Below are 20,075 nucleotides of genomic sequence, written 5' to 3'. Positions count from 1 at the left end.
CCTCTGGCGCCCGAACGTGACACTGCGGTCACGCTCGGGCCCCACCGTGGCTGCAGGTCACGTTCGAGTCGCCGCGGCGGTAGGTTGAACACCGTGACACCCACCTTTGCCGACCTCGCCAAGTCGCAATACGTCCTGCTGACCACGTTCACCAGGGATGGCCGGCCCAAGCCCACGCCCGTCTGGGCGGCCCTTGACAACAAGGAGAGGGACCGGCTGCTGGTGATCACGCAGGAGAAGTCGTGGAAGGTCAAGCGGATCCGCAACACCCCGCGGGTCACGCTGGCCGCTTGCGACATGCGCGGCAACCCGAAAAGCGAGGCCGTCGAAGGCAGCGCGGCCGTCCTCGACAAGTCGCACACGGGCGCCGTCTACGACGCGATCGGCAGGCGGTACGGCATCGTCGGCAAGGTCTTCAACCTGTTCAGCAAGCTGCGCGGCGGGATGCAGAACAACGTCGGCCTCGAGATCAGGCCCGCCGGAAGTCCCGGCTAGGCCTACGACGCCGTGAGGTGCCGGCGGAAGAACGAGAACACCCGGCTCCACGCGTCCTCGGTCGCCGCTTCGTCGTAGCCGAAGCCGGTGATGCGCAGCAGCGGCTGGGCCGGCAGCTTGTTGGCGAAGCTGTGCCCGGCGTGCGGATAGACCTTGATGTCGGCGGTCACCCCCTTGGCGTCGGTCATTTCGCGCAGCCGCGCCGGCGCGCCGACGCCGAGCGGGTCGCGGGCGCCGAAGCTGGCCACGATCGGGCAAGCGCCGTCCAGCGTCTCGCCGAGGTGGCGCGGCAGCGGAGTGCCGTAGAACGGTGCCGAGGCGCCGAAGCCGCTGGACGCCATCACCAGCGCGAACTGGCCGCCCATGCAGAAGCCCGCGATACCGACCTGTCCGGTGCACTCCGGCATGGCCTGCAGGTGGTCGCGGGCGGCCAGCAGGTCGTCGAGGGAGCGGCCCCGCTGGGTCAGCACCTCCCGTATGACCCGGGTGATGCAGCGGGCGCGGCCGCCCCGGGCGTACAGGTTCGGCGTGATCGCCACGTATCCCGCCCGGGCGATCCGGTCGTTGGTCGCCTCCTTGTCGGGGTTGTAGCCGAACGCGTCGTGGACCACCACCACCCCCGGCCAGGGGCCCTGCCCCGGCGGCAGGCTCAGCAGCGCGTCGATCGGTCCGTCGGGGGTGTTGATCTCGATCGTTGTCATAGCGTCATCTAACTGCAGCCGCGTCGTTCGCCACCAGGGAACTCCGGCCCGGCCCGCAGGCGTTGGCGTCATATGCTGTGGCGGTTGTTGCTGATATATGCCGGTGTCGAACTCGCGGTGATCATCGCGCTGGTGTCGACGATCGGGTTCGGTTGGACCGTGTTGGCGCTGCTGGCCAGCTTCGTGCTCGGGTGGGCCCTGATGGTGCCGATGGCGGGATCGCAACTCGTCCACCACGTGGGCCAGCTGCGATCGGGCCTCAGGAATCCGCGGCGTGCGTTGGGCGACGGAGCCCTGGTGACGGTGGCCACCGGTCTGGTTGTCGTGCCCGGGTTGGTCACCACCGCGTTGGGGATCCTGCTGCTGGTGCCGCCCATCCGGGCCGCCGCCGGTTCGGGACTGGCCGCGGTGACGATGCGCGGCCTGCAGCGGCGGGTGCCGCTGATCACCACTTTCGCGGCCGGTGTACGGCAGGGCGAACCGGGCGGCGAACGCGACTACATCGACTACATCGACGGCGAGGTCATCGACGTGACCGAGGGCGAGCCCCCCACGTTGCCGAACGCCCCGATTGCCGGTGGGCCCCGGGAACGTACCGCGCGAAGCCCCTACTGATCGCCCCGGCACCGCCACGCCCAGGTTTGACTAGGTTTGGCCTGTGACCAAGCTGCTGGTCAACGGCCGGGTGCACAGCCCGACCCACCCGGATGCCACCGCCATGGCGGTGCGCGGGGGCGTCGTCGTCTGGCTGGGCAGCGACGCCGTCGGCCGCGAGCAGTTCCCCGACGCCACCGTGGAAAATCTCGACGGCGGGTTCGTCGCGCCGGCGTTCGTGGACAGCCATGTTCACCTCAGCGCGATCGGCCTGGCGCTCAGCGGCCTGGACCTGCGGGCGGCCACCTCGCGTGCGCACTGCCTGAAGATGATCGGCGACCATGCGGCCGCCCATCCCGGCCTGCCGGTGTGGGGGCACGGCTGGGACGAATCGGCGTGGCCGGACAACGATGCCCCCGGCACCGTCGACCTCGACGGCGTGCTCGGCGACCGGCCCGCCTACCTGGCCCGCGTCGACGTCCACTCCGCCCTCGCCTCGACCGCGCTGCGGCGGCTGGTTCCCGGCCTGGCCGCCGCCGCCGGTTTCGCCCCCGAGCGGCCACTGACCGGCGACGCGCATCACCTGGTTCGGGCCGTCGCCCGGGGCCTGCTCACCGATACGCAGCTGGCCGAGGCGCGGGCGGCCGCGCTGCGGGCCGTCGCCGCGTCCGGGATCGTCGCCGTGCACGAATGCGCCGGTCCCGAGATCGGGGGCCTCGACGACTGGCTGCGGCTGTGCGCGCCGGACCGCAACGTCCAGGGCGTCCCGGGAGTGGAGGTGATCGGCTACTGGGGCGAGGCGGTCACCACCCCGGCTCGGGCCCGAGCGCTGCTGGATGAGACGGGCGCTCGCGGGCTGGCCGGCGATCTGTTCGTGGACGGGGCGCTGGGGTCGCGCACCGCCTGGTTGCACGAGCCCTACACCGACGCGCCCGACCGCGTCGGCAGCTGCCACCTGGACCCCGACGCCGTCGAAGCGCACGTGCGGGCATGCACGCAGGCGCAGGTCACGGCCGGCTTCCACGTCATCGGCGATGCCGCGGTCACGGCCGTCGTCGCGGCGTTCGAGGCGGTGGTCGCCGACCTGGGCATGGCCGCGGTCGCCCGATGCGGGCACCGGCTCGAGCACCTCGAGATGGTCACCGCCGAGCAGGCCGCCAAACTGGGCGCCTGGGGCGTCATCGCCAGCGTGCAGCCCAATTTCGACGCGCTGTGGGGCGGGCCCACCGGCATGTACGCGCAGCGGCTCGGCGCCGAGCGGGGCAGCCGGCTCAACCCGTTCGCGCTGTTAGCATCCCAAGGCGTGCCCCTCGCCCTCGGTTCCGATGCCCCGGTCACGGGCTTGGACCCGTGGGTGAGCGTCCGCGCCGCGGTCAACCATCGCACCGCGGGAAGCGCAATCTCGCCCCGGGCCGCATTCGCCGCCGCGACCCGCGGCGGCTGGCGCGCGAGCGGGGCGCTCGACGCCAGGGCGGGGACCCTGGTGCCCGGCGCGCCGGCGTCATACGCCGTGTGGGACGCCGGGCCCCTGGACACCCGGGCGGCGCCCGACGGTGTGCAGCGCTGGTCCACCGACCCGCGCTCCCGGGTTCCGGCGTTGCCCCGACTCGGCGCCGGCGACCCCGTGCCACGCTGCCGGCAAACCGTGCATCGGGGCGCTGTCATCCATGGTTAGGGGCTGGTTCGCCCGCGACGCGCGCCCCGCGGCTGCCGACGAGACCGTCGCGGCCGACGACGAGTCCGCCGCCGACGCGCCGCCGGAGCCCGCGGAAGCGCCGGCGGGGGAACACGGGCCCCAGCCCGTCCCCGCCGGTCCGGCCCTGGCCGCACGCCTGGGTGCCGCGACGCACCGGGCCGCGCTGGGGCTGGGTGCCGCGGTGGCGGCCCGGCTGCCCGCGGTCCGGGCCGCGATGCTGCCTAGGCTGCCTCGGTTGCTGCTGGCCGTCGCGGGCGGTTTGTTGCTGTGCGCGAGCTTTCCGCCCCTGAACTGGTGGTGGGCCGCCATCATCGCCGCCGCGCTACTGGCCTGGGTGCTCACGCACCGCGCCACGACACCGGTCGGTGGCCTGGGCTACGGCTTTCTGTTCGGGCTGGCGCTCTACCTGCCGCTGCTGCCGTGGATCAGCGCTCTGGTGGGCGCCATGCCCTGGCTGGTGCTGGCGGCGACGTGCGCGTTGTTCCCGGGCCTGTTCGGGTTGTTCGCCGTCGTGGTGCGCCGGCTGCCCGGCTGGCCGATCTGGTTCGCCGTGCTGTGGGCGGCCCAGGAGTGGTTGAAGGCGAACTATCCGTTCGGGGGCTTCCCGTGGGGGTCGGTTGCGTTCGGCCAATCCGACGGGCCGTTCCTGCCGCTGGCCCATCTCGGCGGTGTGGCGCTGCTGTCGACGGCGATCGTGCTGGTGGGGTTCAGCGCCACGGCGATCACGCGGGAGATCGTCGCGTGGTGGCCGCGGGGCGGCCGAGCGCAAGCACGCACCGACCGCGAAGTCGACCGGCCGCCCGCCGTCGTGTTGCCGGGCGTGTGCATCTGCGTGGCGTTGTTGGCCGCGGTCGCGGTCTGGCCCCAGGTGCGGCACGCCGGGACCGGCGCGGGCGGGGAACCGCCGGTCACCGTCGCGGCGGTGCAGGGCAACGTGCCGCGGCTGGGTCTCGGTTTCAACGAGCAACGGCGCGCGGTGCTGGACAACCACGTCCGGGAAACGCTGCGGCTGGCCGAGGACGTGCGGTCAGGGGCAGCTCCGCAACCCCAGTTCGTGATCTGGCCGGAGGATTCGTCGGACATCGACCCGTTGGTCAACGCCGACGCCGCCCAACAGATCGCGAAAGCCGCCACGGCCATCCACGCGCCGATCCTCGTCGGCACCGTGCTCGGCATCCCGGGCCGCCCGGCAGACGACCCCGAATACACCAACACCGTGATCGTCTGGAACCCCGTCACCGGTCCGGCCGACCGCCACGACAAGGAGATCGTGCAACCGTTCGGCGAGTACCTGCCGATGCCGTGGCTGTTCAGGCACCTCTCCGGGTACGCCGGCCTGGCCGGCCACATGGTTCCGGGCCGAAGCAGCGGGGTTGTGCACATCGGTGGGGTGCCCGTGGGGGTGGCGACCTGCTGGGAGGTGATCTTCGACCGCGAGCCGCGTGAGGCGGTGCTGCACGGCGCCCAGCTGCTGGCCGTGCCCAGCAACAACGCCACCTTCAACAAGACGATGAGCGAGCAGCAACTCGCGTTCGCCAAGGTTCGGGCCGTGGAGCACGACCGGTTCGTCGTGGTGGCCGGCACCACCGGCGTCAGCGCCGTGATCGCGCCGGACGGCGGCGAGCTGGTGCGCACGGAGTTCTTCGAACCCGCCTATCTCGACATGCAGGTGCGGCTCAAGACCCGGCTGACGCCAGCAACCAGATGGGGCCCGACGCTGCAATGGGTTCTGGTCGCGGTGGCCGGGGCGGTCATCCTGGCCGGGATACGGCACAATGGGTGGTTCCCGCGTCCGATTCGGCTCAGGTCCAGAACGGGCGACCCGGACGACGACGCACCGCCTGACGAGGGCGGTTCGGATTCGCAGGACCCCCCGCCCGACGACGGCGGCGACCAGGTCCCGCCCGACGAGGGCGGTGACTACACTCCGCTCCACCGGAGCGGCCGACAACCGCGTTACTTCGGGCGACACAGAGGAGCTAAATGACCACCGCCCAGCCGGCGCCGCAGGCCCCGGGCAACCGTCCAAGCCAGCGCACGCTGGTGATCATCCCGACCTTCAACGAGCGGGAGAACCTGCCGTTGATCCACGACCGGTTGAAGAAGGCGTGCCCGGGAGTGCACCTGCTCATCGTCGACGACAGCAGCCCCGACGGCACCGGCCAACTCGCCGACGAGCTGGCCGCCGCCGATCCCGGCCGCACGTTCGTGCTGCACCGCACCGCCAAGGACGGCCTGGGCGCCGCGTATCTGGCGGGTTTCGGCTGGGGTCTGAGCCGGGACTACTCGGTGCTGGTGGAGATGGACGCGGACGGCAGCCATGCGCCCGAACAGCTGCACCGTTTGCTGGATGCCGTCGACGCGGGTGCTGACCTGGCCATCGGCTCGCGCTACGTCGCCGGGGGGACCGTCCGGAACTGGCCGTGGCGGCGCCTGGCCCTGTCCAAGACCGCCAACACCTACTCGCGGGTGGCGCTGGGCATCGGCGTCCACGACATCACCGCCGGTTACCGGGCCTACCGCCGCGAGGTGCTCGAGAAGATCGACCTCGACCGCGTGGAATCCAAGGGTTACTGCTTCCAGATCGACCTGACCTGGCGTACCGCGTGCAATGGGTTCGTCATCGTCGAGGTGCCGATCACCTTCACCGAACGCGAACTCGGCGTCTCGAAGATGAGCGGATCCAACATCCGCGAGGCGCTGATCAAGGTCACGCGGTGGGGCATCGAGGGTCGCACGGCGCACGCCCGCGGGACACGCGCTCCCGACCGAGCCTGATCCCTCCGCCGCGCCGCGTCAGCCGCGGCGGCGCGACCTGATCAGCTCGAGCCGCTCTTTGAGCAGCTCTTCGAGTTCTTCGACGGAGCGGCGCTCCAACAGCATGTCCCAGTGGGTACGCGGCGGCTTGACCTTCTTCGGCTCGGGCAGATCGCCCTCGATCAGGGTGCCTTCCATGCCGTTCCGGCACAGCCAGGTGCCGGGGATGTCGGCGTCGTCGGCGAACGGAACCTCGAACTCCTCGCCGTTCTCGGTGCGGTACCGGGCTATCTGACGCGGCGCCAGATCGTGGTTACGGTCGGTCTCGTAGCTGACGGCGCCGAGGCGACTACCCCGCAGGACTCGATCAGCCATAGGTGCTACTCCTTTGGACCTCTGAGCTCTCGTGGGCTCTGTGGTGGCAGTTCTTTTCGGACGTCTCTTCGCATGGCAAACGTGGCGACGGCCCGGGTAGTTCCCCGGGCCCGGCGCGGAATGCGCGCGACGCAGCCACTCATGATACCCGCATAGCGGCTCGACAAGCGTTGAGCGGGCTAAAGTCGCAGGCGTGACGCGCCGCGACCGACCCCAACCGTGCCGCTGGTGCGGCCGGAACGTCGCCGACGCCGGGATGGGCCGCCGTCGCCAGTATTGCCGGCAGTCCTGTCGGCAGCGGCTACGAGCAGCGGGCGTCGCTGAGCCGTGCCGGGGGCGGCGCCGTGCCCGAGGACGCCGTGGTCCTGTCGGCCGACGACGCGGCGGACCTCGCTGACCGGGTCTATCAGGTGCGTTGTGCGGCCGAGGACGTCGTCACCGCGCTCGACGAGGGTGCCGGGGCGGTGGAACTTCGCGAGCTGTGCGACACGCTGATCGCGGCCGCCCGGGCCGCCGACGGCTGGCGCCGGGTGGGGGCCTGACCGTGTCCTTTGTCGCCCGGGCACCCGATTGCCCGCGTAACCGCCTTCGGCCGCCGGCCGGGTACAGTCGCGCCATGGACGCCGCGCCGAATATGTCCTCGTTTCCGGGGGTCAGCGGGACGAATCAGTCACCGGGCAGGCCGGCGCGCGCCATCGCATGCACTCGGCTGCCTTCCACATGTCGATGCCGGTCCTCCTCGAGAAGCCGGGAGTATCGGACGTTTTGAAATCCTGCCGGAGTTGGCCATACTCACCAGCGGACTTGGGTCGGAGAGCAGCACGACGTTGGTCGCAAAGACCATGACATCGCGTCGTACGGCAGCTCCCGTGAGTTGGCGACAGCCGCATCCGGCGGGCCACAGCCACCAATAGGCGAGGGTTAGGGCGAGGGATAGTGATGGTTGATCAACTCCAGCATGCGACCGAGGCGCTGCGTAAAGCTCTGGGGCAGGTCGAACGCCTGAAGCGGACCAACCGCGCGTTGCTGGAGCGGTCCGGCGAGCCGATCGCGATCGTCGGTATGTCGTGCCGTTTCCCCGGCGGGGTCGACACCCCGGAAGACCTGTGGCAGATGGTCGCCGACGGCCGCGACGTCATGTCGGATTTCCCGACCGACCGCGGCTGGGATCTGGCCGGATTGTTCGACCCCGACCCCGACGCGCGCCACAAGACCTACACCCGCACCGGCGGATTCGTCGACGGTGTCGCCGACTTCGATCCCGGGTTCTTCGGGATCGGCCCCAGCGAGGCGCTGGCCATGGACCCCCAACAACGCATGTTCCTCGAGCTGTCCTGGGAAGCGTTGGAGCGGGCCGGGATTGACCCGGGCGGGCTGCGCGGCAGCGCCACCGGCGTGTTCGCCGGGGTGATGACGCAGGGCTACGGCATGTTGGCCGAGGAGATCGAGGGCTACCGGCTCACCGGCATGACTTCCAGTGTGGCTTCGGGGCGGGTGTCGTATGTGCTGGGCCTGGAGGGCCCGGCGGTGTCGGTGGACACGGCGTGCTCGTCGTCGCTGGTGGCGTTGCACATGGCGGTGCAGTCGCTGCGCTCGGGGGAGTGCGACCTGGCTTTGGCCGGCGGGGTCACCGTCAACGCCACACCCGCGGTTTTCGTGGAGTTCAGCCGCTGGCGCGGACTGTCGGTCGACGGCCGCTGCAAGGCCTACGCCAACGCCGCCGACGGGGTCGGCTGGTCGGAGGGTGGCGGGATGCTGGTGGTGGAGCGGCTCTCGGACGCGCGCCGGTTGGGTCATCCGGTGCTGGCGGTGGTGCGGGGTTCGGCGGTCAACCAGGACGGGGCCTCCAACGGGCTGACCGCGCCCAACGGGCCGTCTCAGCAGCGGGTGCTGCGCGCAGCGCTGGCCAACGCAGGGCTTTCGACGGGCGATGTCGACGTGGTCGAGGGGCACGGCACCGGCACGCCGCTGGGCGACCCGATCGAGGCGCAGGCGTTGCTGGCCACCTACGGGCAGGACCGCGACGAGCCGCTGTGGCTGGGGTCGGTGAAGTCCAACATGGGGCATACGCAGGCCGCGGCCGGGGTGGCCGGGGTGATCAAGATGGTGTTGGCGATGCGCCACGAGATGCTGCCGGCGACATTGCATGTCGATGAGCCGAGCGCGCATGTGGATTGGTCGGCGGGCTCGGTGGCGCTGTTGACCGAGGCGCGAACCTGGAAAAGCGAGGATCGGCCCCGACGGGCGGGGATCTCGTCGTTCGGGATCAGCGGCACCAACGCGCACGTGATCCTGGAGGCCGCGCCGCCGGCGGAGGTGGTCGAGGCTGCTCGGCCGCCGGTGGTGCCGTGGGTGGTCTCGGCGAAGTCGGCGACGGCGTTGCGGGCCCAGGCGGCCCGGTTGGCCGCGCATCTGGCCGCGCACCCCGAGCTCGACGTGGCCGATGTGGGGTGGTCGTTGGCGGGCCGGTCGGTGTTCGAGCATCGCGCGGTGGTAATTGGTGCGGATCGGGATCGGTTGCTGGCCGGCCTCGACGAGCTGGCGCGCGATGACCTGGCCGGTTCGGTCGTGCGGGGCAGCGCCACACCGGTGGGCAAGACCGTCTTCGTGTTCCCCGGCCAAGGCTCCCAATGGCTGGGGATGGGCGTCCAATTGCTCGACACCGCACCGGTTTTCGCGCAGCAGATGGCGGCGTGCGCGGACGCGTTCTCGGAGTTCGTCGACTGGTCGCTGATCGACGTGCTACGCGGGGCGCCGGGCGCCCCGGGCATCGACCGCGTCGACGTGGTGCAGCCGGTGCTGTTCGCGGTGATGGTTTCGCTGGCCGAGATGTGGAAGTCGGTCGGCGTGCACCCGGACGCCGTGATCGGCCATTCACAGGGCGAGATCGCCGCGGCCCACGTCGCCGGGGCGCTGTCCCTGCGCGATGCCGCCCGCGTGGTGACGTTGCGCAGCAAGCTGTTGCGGTCACTGGCCGCTCCCGGTGGCATGGTGTCCATCGCCTGCGGCGCCGAACGGGCACGGCAGTTGTCGGCGCCCTACGGTGACCGGATCGGCATCGCTGCCGTCAACGGCCCGGCGGCCGTGGTGGTCTCGGGCGAAGTGGGCGCACTGGAGGACCTGATGCGGGTCTGCGCCGGCCAGGAACTGCGCACCCGCCGGATCGATGTGGACTACGCGTCGCATTCGGTCGAGGTCGAAGCCATCCGTGCGGAACTCATCGAGGCGCTGTCCGGTGTCGAACCGCGTTCCACGCGCACCGCCTTCTTCTCCACGGTCACCGGAAGCCGTGTGGACACAGCGGGTCTGGACGCGGAGTACTGGTACCGCAACATCCGTCAGACGGTGCAGTTCGAGCAGGCCGTCCGCAGCGCGTGCGAACACGGGTATCGCGCGTTCATCGAATCCAGTCCACATCCGGCCCTGATCGCCGGGCTCGAGGACATCGCTAACGACTGCGCCGGTGGTGACGCCCAGGCGATCGTGGTGCCCACCTTGGGCCGCGAGGAGGGCGGGCTGGAGCGCTTTTTCGCGTCGGTCGCCGCCGCATTCGTGGCGGGTGTGGGCGTCGATTGGCGCGGCGTACTGGACGGGGCGCACCTCGTCGAGCTGCCGACCTATGCCTTCGAGCGGCGACGGTTCTGGCTCTCGAACGAAGGCTTCGGGGCCGACGCCGCCGGTCTGGGCCTCGGCGCGGGCGATCACGCCCTGCTCGGTGCGGTGGTGGAGTTGCCGGCCTCCGGCGGGGTGGTGCTCACCGGCCGGCTGGCGCCCGGCGCGCACGAGTGGCTGGCCGACCACGCGGTCTCCGGGGTGGCGGTGTTCCCCGGTACCGGCTTCGTGGAGTTGGCGATCCGCGCCGGCGACGAGGTCGGCTGCCCGGTCATCGAGGAGTTGACGCTGCGGGCGCCGCTGCTGTTGCCGGCTCCCGGAGAGTCCGCGGCGCTGCAAGTCGTGGTGGGCGCCCCCGAGGACTCGGGACGGCGCAGCGTTTCGGTGTATTCCCGCTCCGACTCGGCCCCGGGTTCGGGTTGGGTGTGCCACGCCGAGGGCGTGCTGAGTTCGGGGGCGGTCGCGCCGGGCGCGGACCTGTCGGTGTGGCCGCCGGCCGGCGCGGTCGCCGTGGATCCGCGCGGCGGGTACGAGCGGCTGGCGGCCCGCGGATACGAATACGGCCCGGCATTCCGGGGATTGACCGCGGTATGGGTTCGCGGCGACGAGGTGTTCGCCGAGGTGCAGTTGCCCGATGCCGCCGGTGGTATCAACGGATTCGGGGTGCATCCGGCGCTGCTCGACGCGGCGCTGCACGCGCTGATCGTGGCCGGCGAGACCGCCGGCCGGCCCGCCTCCCAGACAGCGGAAGTGCTGCTGCCGTTCTCGTGGCAGAACGTGGCGCTGCACGCGGCGGGTGCGACAGGGGTGCGGGCCCGGGTCGCGCCCGCCGGACAGTCGGCCGTATCCATCGAGCTCGCCGACGGGTTGGGCTTGCCGGTGTTGTCGGTGGGTGCGATGGTGGCCCGCCCGGTCAGCGATCAGCAGCTGCGGGCGGCGGTTTCGGGTTCGGGTCCCGACCGGCTGTTCGAACTGATCTGGTCGCCGGCGGCGACGACGCCGGCCAAGAACGAACTGCCCTCTTACGAAGTCTTCGAATCCGTTGCGGCTGAGGTGCTCCCGCTGTCCGACGTCTATGCGCGTACGCACCAGGCGCTGGCCGCCGTGCAGTCCTGGGTCACCGAGCGCGACTCCGGTGTGCTTGTGGTGTCCACCTGGGGTGCGGTGGCGTTGCCGGGGGAGGACGTCACCGATCTGGCGGGCGCGGCGGTGTGGGGGTTGGTGCGTGCGGCGCAGACCGAGCATCCCGGCCGGATTGTGCTTGTGGATGCCGATGTGCCGCTGGGTGATTCGGCGGTGGCCGCGGTGCTGGCGGCGGGTGAGCCGCAGGTGGTGCTGCGCGAGGGGACGGTATACACGGCCCGGGTGCGCGGGAGCCGCGCGGCCGGGGGCGTGCTGGTGCCCCCCGCTGACGGGCCGTGGCGGCTGGGCCTGAGCAGCGCCGGCACATTCGAAAACCTGCAACTGGAACCGGTTCCCAACGCCGATGCGCCATTGGAGCCGGGCCAGGTTCGAGTCGCCGTGCGCGCCGTCGCCGCCAACTTCCGCGACATCATGGTCACCCTGGGCATGTTCACCCACGACGCACTGCTCGCCGGAGAGGGCGCCGGCGTGGTGGTCGAGGTCGGCCCGGGAGTCACCGAATTCGCCGTCGGCGACTCGGTGTTCGGCTTCTTCCCGGACGGCAACGGCACGCGGGTCGCCGGCGACGTGCGACTGCTGCTTCCCATGCCCGGCGACTGGTCCTATGCCGAAGCCGCCGCCATATCCGCGGTGTTCATGACCGCGTACTACGCGTTCGTGCACCTCGCCGACGCCCAACCGGGCCAACGGGTGCTGATTCATGCCGGCACCGGCGGGGTGGGGATGGCCGCGGTGCAGTTGGCGCGGCATCTGGGCTTGGAGGTGTTCGCCACGGCCAGCCAGGGCAAGTGGGACACCTTGCGGGCGATGGGTTTCGACGACGATCACATCTCGGATTCGCGGAGCCTGGTGTTCGAGGACAAGTTCCGTGCGGTCACCGGTGGGCGTGGTTTCGATGTGGTGCTGGACTCGCTGGCCGGTGAGTTCGTGGATGCGTCGCTGCGTTTGGTGGCCCCCGGTGGGGTGTTCTTGGAGATGGGCAAGACCGACATCCGCGACCCGCAGGCCATCGCCGAGGAGTATCCCGGGGTGCGGTACCGCGCCTTCGACCTCTTCGAACCTGGCCGCGTCCGCATGCACCAATACATGCTCGAACTCGCCGAGTTGTTCGAGGCGGGGGTGCTGCGGCCGCTGCCGGTGACGACGTTCGACGTGCGGCGCGCCCCAGCGGCGTTGCGGTATCTGAGCCAGGCTCGTCATGTCGGCAAGGTCGTGATGACCATGCCGGGTGGTGCGCTGGGGACGGGCACGGTGCTGGTGACCGGCGGCACGGGGATGGCGGGTTCGGCGCTGGCGCGGCATGTGGTTGCCCGGCACGGGGTGCGTCACCTGGTGTTGGTGAGCCGGCGTGGGCCGGAGGCGCCGGGGGCTGCGGAGTTGGTGGCGGAGTTGGGTGCCGCCGGTGCCGAGGTGCAGGTGGTGGCCTGTGATGCGGCCGATCGTGAGGCGTTGGCGAAGGTGATCGCCGATATTCCGGTGCAGCATCCGCTTTCGGCCGTCGTGCACGCCGCCGGGGTGCTCGATGACGCCGTGGTGACGTCGTTGACGCCCGAGCGTGTGGACGCGGTGTTGCGGGCCAAGGTGGATGCGGCGTGGAATCTGCACGAGTTGACCCGCGACCTGGATGTGTCGGCGTTCGTGCTGTTCTCGTCGCTGGCCGCGCTGGCGGGTTCCTCGGGGCAGGCCAACTACGGTGCGGCCAACGCGTTCCTGGACGGGTTGGCCGCGCACCGGCGGGCCCGTGGCCTGCCGGCGATCTCGCTGGGCTGGGGCCTGTGGGAGCAGGCCAGCGCCATGACCGGGGGACTGGGCACCGCCGGACGCGCCCGTCTGGGTCGCGATGGAATCCTGGCCCTGTCCTCCGAAGAGGCGCTGGAGTTGTTCGACACCGCGCTCGTCCTCGACGAGCCGTTCGTCGCACCGGCCCGCATCGACCTCGGTGTGCTGCGAGCGCACGCCGCTGTGGTCCCGCCGATGTTCAGCGAGCTCGTCGCCGCGCCCACCCGCCGCCAGGTCGACGACTCACTGGCCGCTGCGGAGTCGAAATCGGCTCTGGCGCAGCGTCTGCACGGGCTGCCCGAATCCGAACAACACGCCGTCGTGTTGGACTTGGTGCGATCCAACATCGCCACCGTGCTGGGCAACGTCAGCCCCGAGGCCATCGACCCCGACAAGGCCTTCCAGGAACTGGGCTTCGACTCGCTCAGTGCGGTCGAGATGCGCAACCGGCTCAAGACCGCTACCGGACTGGCGCTGTCGCCGACCCTCATCTTCGACTACCCGACCCCCAACGGGCTGGCCAAGTACATCTGCGCCGAACTCGCCGGTGTCCCACAGGAAGTCACCTACGCGCCGGCGGTGCGCGTCACAGGCGACGACCCGATCGCGATCGTCGGCATGTCGTGTCGCTATCCGGGTGAGGTGAATTCGCCCGACGATCTCTGGGCCATGCTGGTCGAGGGCCGCGACGTGCTCAGCGAGTTCCCCAGCGACCGTGGCTGGGACCTGCCCGGGTTGTACAACCCGGACCCCGACGTCCCGGGCGCCTGCTACACCCGCATCGGCGGGTTCGTCGACGGTGTCGCCGACTTCGATCCCGGGTTCTTCGGGATCGGCCCCAGCGAGGCGCTGGCCATGGACCCCCAACAACGCATGTTCCTCGAGCTGTCCTGGGAAGCGTTGGAGCGGGCCGGGATTGACCCGGGCGGGCTGCGCGGCAGCGCCACCGGCGTGTTCGCCGGGGTGATGACGCAGGGTTATGGCATGTTCGCCGCCGAGCCGGTGGAGGGCTTCCGGTTGACGGGTCAGCTCTCGAGCGTGGCTTCGGGGCGGGTGTCGTATGTGCTGGGGCTGGAGGGCCCGGCGGTGTCGGTGGACACGGCGTGCTCGTCGTCGCTGGTGGCGTTGCACATGGCGGTGCAGTCGCTGCGCTCGGGGGAGTGCGACCTGGCTTTGGCCGGCGGGGTCACCGTCAACGCCACACCCGACATCTTCGTGGAGTTCAGCCGCTGGCGCGGACTGTCGGTCGACGGCCGCTGCAAGGCCTACGCCAACGCCGCCGACGGCACCGGCTTCTCGGAGGGCGGCGGGATGCTGGTGGTGGAGCGGCTCTCGGACGCGCGCCGGTTGGGTCATCCGGTGCTGGCGGTGGTGCGGGGTTCGGCGGTCAACCAGGACGGGGCCTCCAACGGGCTGACCGCGCCCAACGGGCCGTCTCAGCAGCGGGTGCTGCGCGCAGCGCTGGCCAACGCCGGCCTGAGCGCGGCCGAGGTGGACGTGGTCGAGGGGCACGGCACCGGCACGACGTTGGGCGACCCGATCGAGGCGCAGGCGTTGCTGGCCACCTACGGGCAGGACCGCGACGAGCCGCTGTGGCTGGGGTCGGTGAAGTCCAACATGGGGCATACGCAGGCCGCGGCCGGGGTGGCCGGGGTGATCAAGATGGTGTTGGCGATGCGCCACGAGATGCTGCCGGCGACATTGCATGTCGATGAGCCGAGCGCGCATGTGGATTGGTCGGCGGGCTCGGTGGCGCTGTTGACCGAGGCGCGAACCTGGAAAAGCGAGGATCGGCCCCGACGGGCGGGGATCTCGTCGTTCGGGATCAGCGGCACCAACGCGCACGTGATCCTGGAGGCCGCGCCGCCGGCGGAGGTGGTCGAGGCTGCTCGGCCGCCGGTGGTGCCGTGGGTGGTCTCGGCGAAGTCGACGACGGCGTTGCGGGCCCAGGCGGCCCGGTTGGCCGCGCATCTGGCCGCGCACCCCGAGCTCGACGTGGCCGATGTGGGGTGGTCGTTGGCGGGCCGGTCGGTGTTCGAGCATCGCGCGGTGGTGGTCGGTGCGGATCGGGATCGGTTGCTGGCCGGCCTCGACGAGCTGGCGCGCGATGACCTGGCCGGTTCGGTCGTGCGGGGCAGCGCCACACCGGTGGGCAAGACCGTCTTCGTGTTCCCCGGCCAAGGCTCCCAACTGCTCGGCATGGGCAGGGAACTGCACGGCGAATACCCGGTCTTCGCCGAGGCCCTCGACGCCGTCGTGGCCGAACTCGACCGACACCTGCTGCGCCCACTGCGCGAGGTGATGTGGGGCCACGACGAGAATCTGTTGAACACCACCGAATTCGCCCAGCCCGCGCTGTTCGCGGTCGAGGTGGCGTTGTTCCGGCTCCTCGAATCCTGGGGCGTGCGGCCCGACTTCGTCATGGGTCACTCGGTCGGCGAACTGTCGGCAGCGCATGTCGCCGGCGTCCTGTCGCTGCAGAACGCCGCGGTGCTGGTGGCGGCCCGGGGCCGCTTCATGCAGGCCCTCCCGGCGGGTGGGGCGATGTTCGCCGTGCAGGCCACCGAGGAGGAAGTGCGGCCGCTGCTGGGCGACCGGGTTGGTCTCGCCGCGGTCAACGGGCCCGCCTCCGTGGTGATTTCGGGTGCCGAAGACAGTGTGGTCGCGATCGCCGAGCGGTTCCGCGGGGAAGGCCGCCGAGTGCACCGGCTGGCCGTCTCGCACGCCTTCCACTCACCGTTGATGGAGCCGATGGTCGATGAATTCGGGGCGGTCGCCGCCGGGCTCGCCACTGCGGCGGCCGGTATTCCGATCATCTCCAACGTGACCGGGCAACTGGCCGCAGACGACTATGCCTCGCCGTCGTACTGGAAACGCCACATCCGCGAAGCAGTCCGGTTCGCCGACAGCATCCGCTTCGCGCACTCCGCCGGGGTGAGCCGATTCCTGGAAGTGGGCCCCGGCGGCGGCCTGGCAGCGGCGATCGAAGCGTCGCTGTCCGATACGCCCGTGCTGACGGCGTCGGTGCTTCGCAAGGATCGCCCCGAGCCGGTGACGCTGGCCAACGCGCTCGCACAAGGATTCGTCACCGGCATGGACGTGGACTGGCGCCGCGCGATCGGAACGGCCAACCTCGTCGAACTGCCCACCTACGCCTTCGAGCGGCGCCGCTTCTGGCTCTCCGGTGGCGGTGGGGCCGCCGACGCCGCCGGTCTGGGGCTGGGCGTCAGCGAGCACCCGCTGCTGGGCGCGGTGGTCGAGTTGCCGGCATCGGGCGGGGTGGTGCTCACGGGCCGGTTGTCGGCCGGCACACAGGGCTGGCTGTCCGATCACGCCGTCGGTGGCACCGTGCTGTTTCCCGGTGCGGGATTCGTGGAGTTGGCGATCCGCGCCGGCGACGAGGTGGGCTGCGGAGTGGTCGAGGAGTTGAACCTGGCTGCTCCGCTGATTCTGCCGGCCGGGACCGCTGGCGGCTCGGTTGCGGTGCAGGTGGTGGTCGGTGGCCCCGGCGAGTCGGGCACCCGCACGGTCTCGGTGTTCTCGCGCGCCGAAACGAGCTCCGCCTGGCTCCTGCACGCCGAGGGGGTGCTGGGTGCGGGATCGGTCGAGGCCAGCGCGGACCTGTCGGCCTGGCCGCCGGCGGGGGCCGTACCGGTGGACATCGGCGAGGGCTACGAGCTTCTGGCCCGACGCGGCTACGGGTACGGGCCGGCATTCCGTGGTCTGACCGCGATGTGGCGGCGCGGCGACGAAGTGTTCGCCGAGGTGGCCCTGCCGGCCGACGCCGGGCTGTCCGTGGCCGGCTTCGGAATCCATCCGGTCCTGCTGGATGCGGCGCTGCACGCGGTGATCCTGGCGTCCAGGGAGGGCGAATTGCCCGAAGGCTCGGTGCTGGTGCCCTTCTCCTGGCAGCGCGTCTCGTTGCACGCCGCGGGCGCAGAGGCGCTACGGGCGCGTATTGCGCCGTCGGGTCCGTCGGCGATGTCGATCGACCTCGCCGACGGGTTGGGGTTGCCGGTGCTGTCGGTGTCGACGATGGTGGCGCGGCCGGTCAGCGATCAGCAGCTACTGGCGGCGGCTTCGAACTCGGGCCCGGATCGCATCTTCGAGGTCGTCTGGTCCGCGCAGCCCGCGGAGGAGGTGCGGCCGGTCTCGGTGTTCGCCTGGGGAACAACGGTCTTCGATACCACCGAGGTCGAGCCCGCGGCGTATCTGTTCGACTCTCCGCCGGTGACCGACGACGTCGTCGCGGACGTCTATGCGGCCACACGTGCCGTGCTGAACGTATTGCAAACGTGGTTGGCCGGCAACGGGTCGGCGATGCTGGTGGTGTCGACCCGGGGTGCGGTGGCGTTGCCGGGTGAGGACGTCACCGATCTGGCGGGCGCGGCGGTTTGGGGGTTGGTGCGTGCGGCGCAGACCGAGCATCCCGGCCGGATCGTGCTCGTGGATACCGATGTGCCGCTGGACGATTCGGCCGCGGCCGCGGTGCTGGCGGCGGGTGAGCCGCAGGTGTTGCTGCGCGAGGGGACGGTGTACACGGCCCGGGTGCGCGGGAGCCGCGCGGTCGGCGGTGTGCTCGTGCCGCCCGGTCGGGGGCCGTGGCGACTGGGCATGAGCGGTCAGGGCACATTAGAGGACGTCAGACTCGAGCCCATCCCCGACGCCGACGTGGCGTTGGCGCCCGGGCGGGTTCGCGTCGCACCGTCGGTCGTCGCCGCCAACTTCCGCGACGTCATGATCGCGCTGGGCCTCTACCCCGACCCCGACGCGGTCATGGGCGTCGAGGCCTCCGGCGTGGTGATCGAAACCGCCTCCGCCGATGGTCGTTTTGCGGTGGGCGACCGCGTGATGGGGCTGTTCCCGGAAGGCACCGGGACGGTCGCCGTGACGGATCAGCGGCTGCTGGTGAAGGTGCCTTCGGGTTGGTCGCACACCGCCGCGGCGACCACATCGGTGGTCTTCGCCACCGCCTACTACGCGCTGACGGATCTGGCTTCCGTCAAGGCGGGTCAGCGCATCCTCGTGCATGCCGGCACCGGCGGGGTGGGGATGGCCGCGGTGCAGTTGGCGCGGCATCTGGGCTTGGAGGTGTTCGCCACGGCCAGCCAGGGCAAGTGGGACACCTTGCGGGCGATGGGTTTCGACGACGATCACATCTCGGATTCGCGGAGCGTGGTGTTCGAGGACAAGTTCCGTGCGGTCACCGGTGGGCGTGGTTTCGATGTGGTGCTGGACTCGCTGGCCGGTGAGTTCGTGGATGCGTCGCTGCGTTTGGTGGCCCCCGGTGGGGTGTTCTTGGAGATGGGCAAGACCGACATCCGCGACCCGCAGGCCATCGCCGAGGAGTATCCCGGGGTGCGGTACCGCGCCTTCGACCTCTTCGAGGCCGGGCCCGACCGAATCCAGCGGATACTCACCGATTTGACCGAGTTGTTCGAGGCGGGGGTGCTGCGGCCGCTGCCGGTGACGACGTTCGACGTGCGGCGCGCCCCGGCGGCGTTGCGGTATCTGAGCCAGGCTCGTCATGTCGGCAAGGTCGTGATGACCATGCCGGGGGCGTGGGCCGCCGGCACGGTGCTGGTGACCGGCGGCACGGGGATGGCGGGTTCGGCGCTGGCGCGGCATGTGGTTGCCCGGCACGGGGTGCGTCACCTGGTGTTGGTGAGCCGGCGTGGGCCGGAGGCGCCGGGGGCTGCGGAGTTGGTGGCGGAGTTGGGTGCCGCCGGTGCCGAGGTGCAGGTGGTGGCCTGTGATGCGGCCGATCGTGAGGCGTTGGCGAAGGTGATCGCCGATATTCCGGTGCAGCATCCGCTTTCGGCCGTCGTGCACGCCGCCGGAGCGCTCGACGACGCGGTCGTCACCTCCCTGACCCCCGAGCGAATGGATGTGGTGTTGCGGGCCAAGGTGGATGCGGCGTGGAATCTGCACGAGTTGACCCGCGACCTGGATGTGTCGGCGTTCGTGCTGTTCTCGTCGCTGGCCGCGCTGGTGGGTTCCTCGGGGCAGGCCAACTACGGTGCGGCCAACGCGTTCCTGGACGGGTTGGCCGCGCACCGGCGGGCCCGTGGCCTGCCGGCGATCTCGCTGGGCTGGGGCCTGTGGGAGCAGGCCAGCGCCATGACCGGGCGACTGGCGACCGTCGACTTCGCCCGCTTCGCCCGCGACGGCGTGGTGGCCATGTCGTCGGAAGAAGCGTTGGAGTTGTTCGACACCGCGCTCATCCTCGACGAGCCGTTCGTGTTGCCGGCACACATCGACCTCGCGGCACTGCGGACCAAGTTCGACGGGGGCACTCTGCCGCCGATGTTCGTCGACTTGATCAACGCGCCCACCCGGCGCCAGGTCGACGACTCGCTGGCCGCCGCGAAGTCGAAATCGGCCCTGCTGCAACGACTCGAAGGCCTACCCGAGGACGAGCAACACGCGGTGCTGTTGGACCTGGTGCGTTCGAGCATCGCTGCCGTGCTGGGCAGCGCCAGCCCCGAGGCGATCCATCCCGACCAGGCGTTCCAGGAATTGGGCTTCGACTCGCTGACCGCGGTCGAGATGCGCAACCGGCTCAAGACCGCTACCGGACTGGCGCTGTCGCCGACGCTGATCTTCGACTACCCCAACTCCGCCGCGCTGGCCGGTTATATGCACCGCGAACTCGTTGGAACGTCCGGGGAAACCGCGCCGGCCGCGACGCCCGGAGAAGACGAAATCCGGCGGGTGGTGGCGTCGATCCCGGTCAAGCGTCTGCGCCAGGCGGGGGTTCTGGAGCTGTTGCTGGCGTTGGCCGATGAGTCCAACGGCAGTGAAGTCGGGGTCGGGGGCCGGCCCACGACGGCGACGACCACGGCAAAGAGCATCGCGGACATGGATCTCGACGACCTGGTCAACGCCGCATTGCTGGACAACGATGACTAGCCGGGGCAGTC

The 20,075-nt window shown here is 70.8% G+C and carries 6 protein-coding genes and 2 pseudogenes; 6 read left to right on the top strand and 2 right to left on the bottom strand.

The window, feature by feature from the left end:
- Positions 1-93: 93 nt before the first annotated feature.
- The gene (locus AB8998_RS15975) at positions 94-495 is read left to right on the top strand and encodes a PPOX class F420-dependent oxidoreductase (RefSeq protein WP_369738764.1); all 402 of its coding nucleotides are present in this window, start codon (positions 94-96) and stop codon (positions 493-495) included.
- Positions 496-497: 2 nt separating this feature from the next.
- Here AB8998_RS15975 and AB8998_RS15970 read toward each other — a convergent pair whose 3' ends face one another.
- Positions 498-1,196 (bottom strand): dienelactone hydrolase family protein, encoded by a 699-nt coding sequence (locus AB8998_RS15970; RefSeq protein WP_369738763.1) that lies wholly within the window; start codon positions 1,194-1,196, stop codon positions 498-500.
- Between the two features lie 72 nt (positions 1,197-1,268).
- Here AB8998_RS15970 and AB8998_RS15965 point away from each other — a divergent pair, with 72 nt between their 5' ends.
- From AB8998_RS15965 to lnt, 3 genes and pseudogenes are all read left to right on the top strand, one after another.
- Positions 1,269-1,811 carry an FxsA family protein gene (locus AB8998_RS15965; RefSeq protein ID WP_369738762.1) on the top strand — a complete coding sequence of 181 codons (543 nt, stop codon included), beginning with the start codon at positions 1,269-1,271 and terminating at the stop codon, positions 1,809-1,811.
- Between the two features lie 103 nt (positions 1,812-1,914).
- Positions 1,915-3,465 (top strand): amidohydrolase, encoded by a 1,551-nt coding sequence (locus tag AB8998_RS15960; protein ID WP_369741605.1) that lies wholly within the window; start codon positions 1,915-1,917, stop codon positions 3,463-3,465.
- Positions 3,466-3,649: 184 nt separating this feature from the next.
- Positions 3,650-6,264: pseudogene (gene lnt / locus AB8998_RS15955) on the top strand (apolipoprotein N-acyltransferase).
- Positions 6,265-6,282: 18 nt separating this feature from the next.
- Here the strand turns inward: lnt and rbpA are convergent.
- The gene (gene rbpA, locus AB8998_RS15950; protein ID WP_067015244.1) at positions 6,283-6,618 is read right to left on the bottom strand and encodes an RNA polymerase-binding protein RbpA; all 336 of its coding nucleotides are present in this window, start codon (positions 6,616-6,618) and stop codon (positions 6,283-6,285) included.
- A gap of 193 nt (positions 6,619-6,811) precedes the next feature.
- On the opposite strand from rbpA, the pseudogene AB8998_RS15945 reads away from it, so the two are divergent.
- Both AB8998_RS15945 and AB8998_RS15940 read left to right on the top strand, forming a co-directional pair.
- A pseudogene (locus AB8998_RS15945) lies at positions 6,812-7,160 on the top strand (hypothetical protein).
- A 397-nt stretch (positions 7,161-7,557) separates the two neighbouring features.
- The gene (locus tag AB8998_RS15940; protein WP_369738761.1) at positions 7,558-20,064 is read left to right on the top strand and encodes a type I polyketide synthase; all 12,507 of its coding nucleotides are present in this window, start codon (positions 7,558-7,560) and stop codon (positions 20,062-20,064) included.
- Positions 20,065-20,075: the final 11 nt, after the last annotated feature.

This window comes from Mycobacterium sp. HUMS_12744610 (assembly GCF_041206865.1).
Taxonomy (GTDB): Bacteria; Actinomycetota; Actinomycetes; order Mycobacteriales; family Mycobacteriaceae; genus Mycobacterium; species Mycobacterium servetii.
This window is presented reverse-complemented; position numbering and strand designations above follow the sequence as displayed.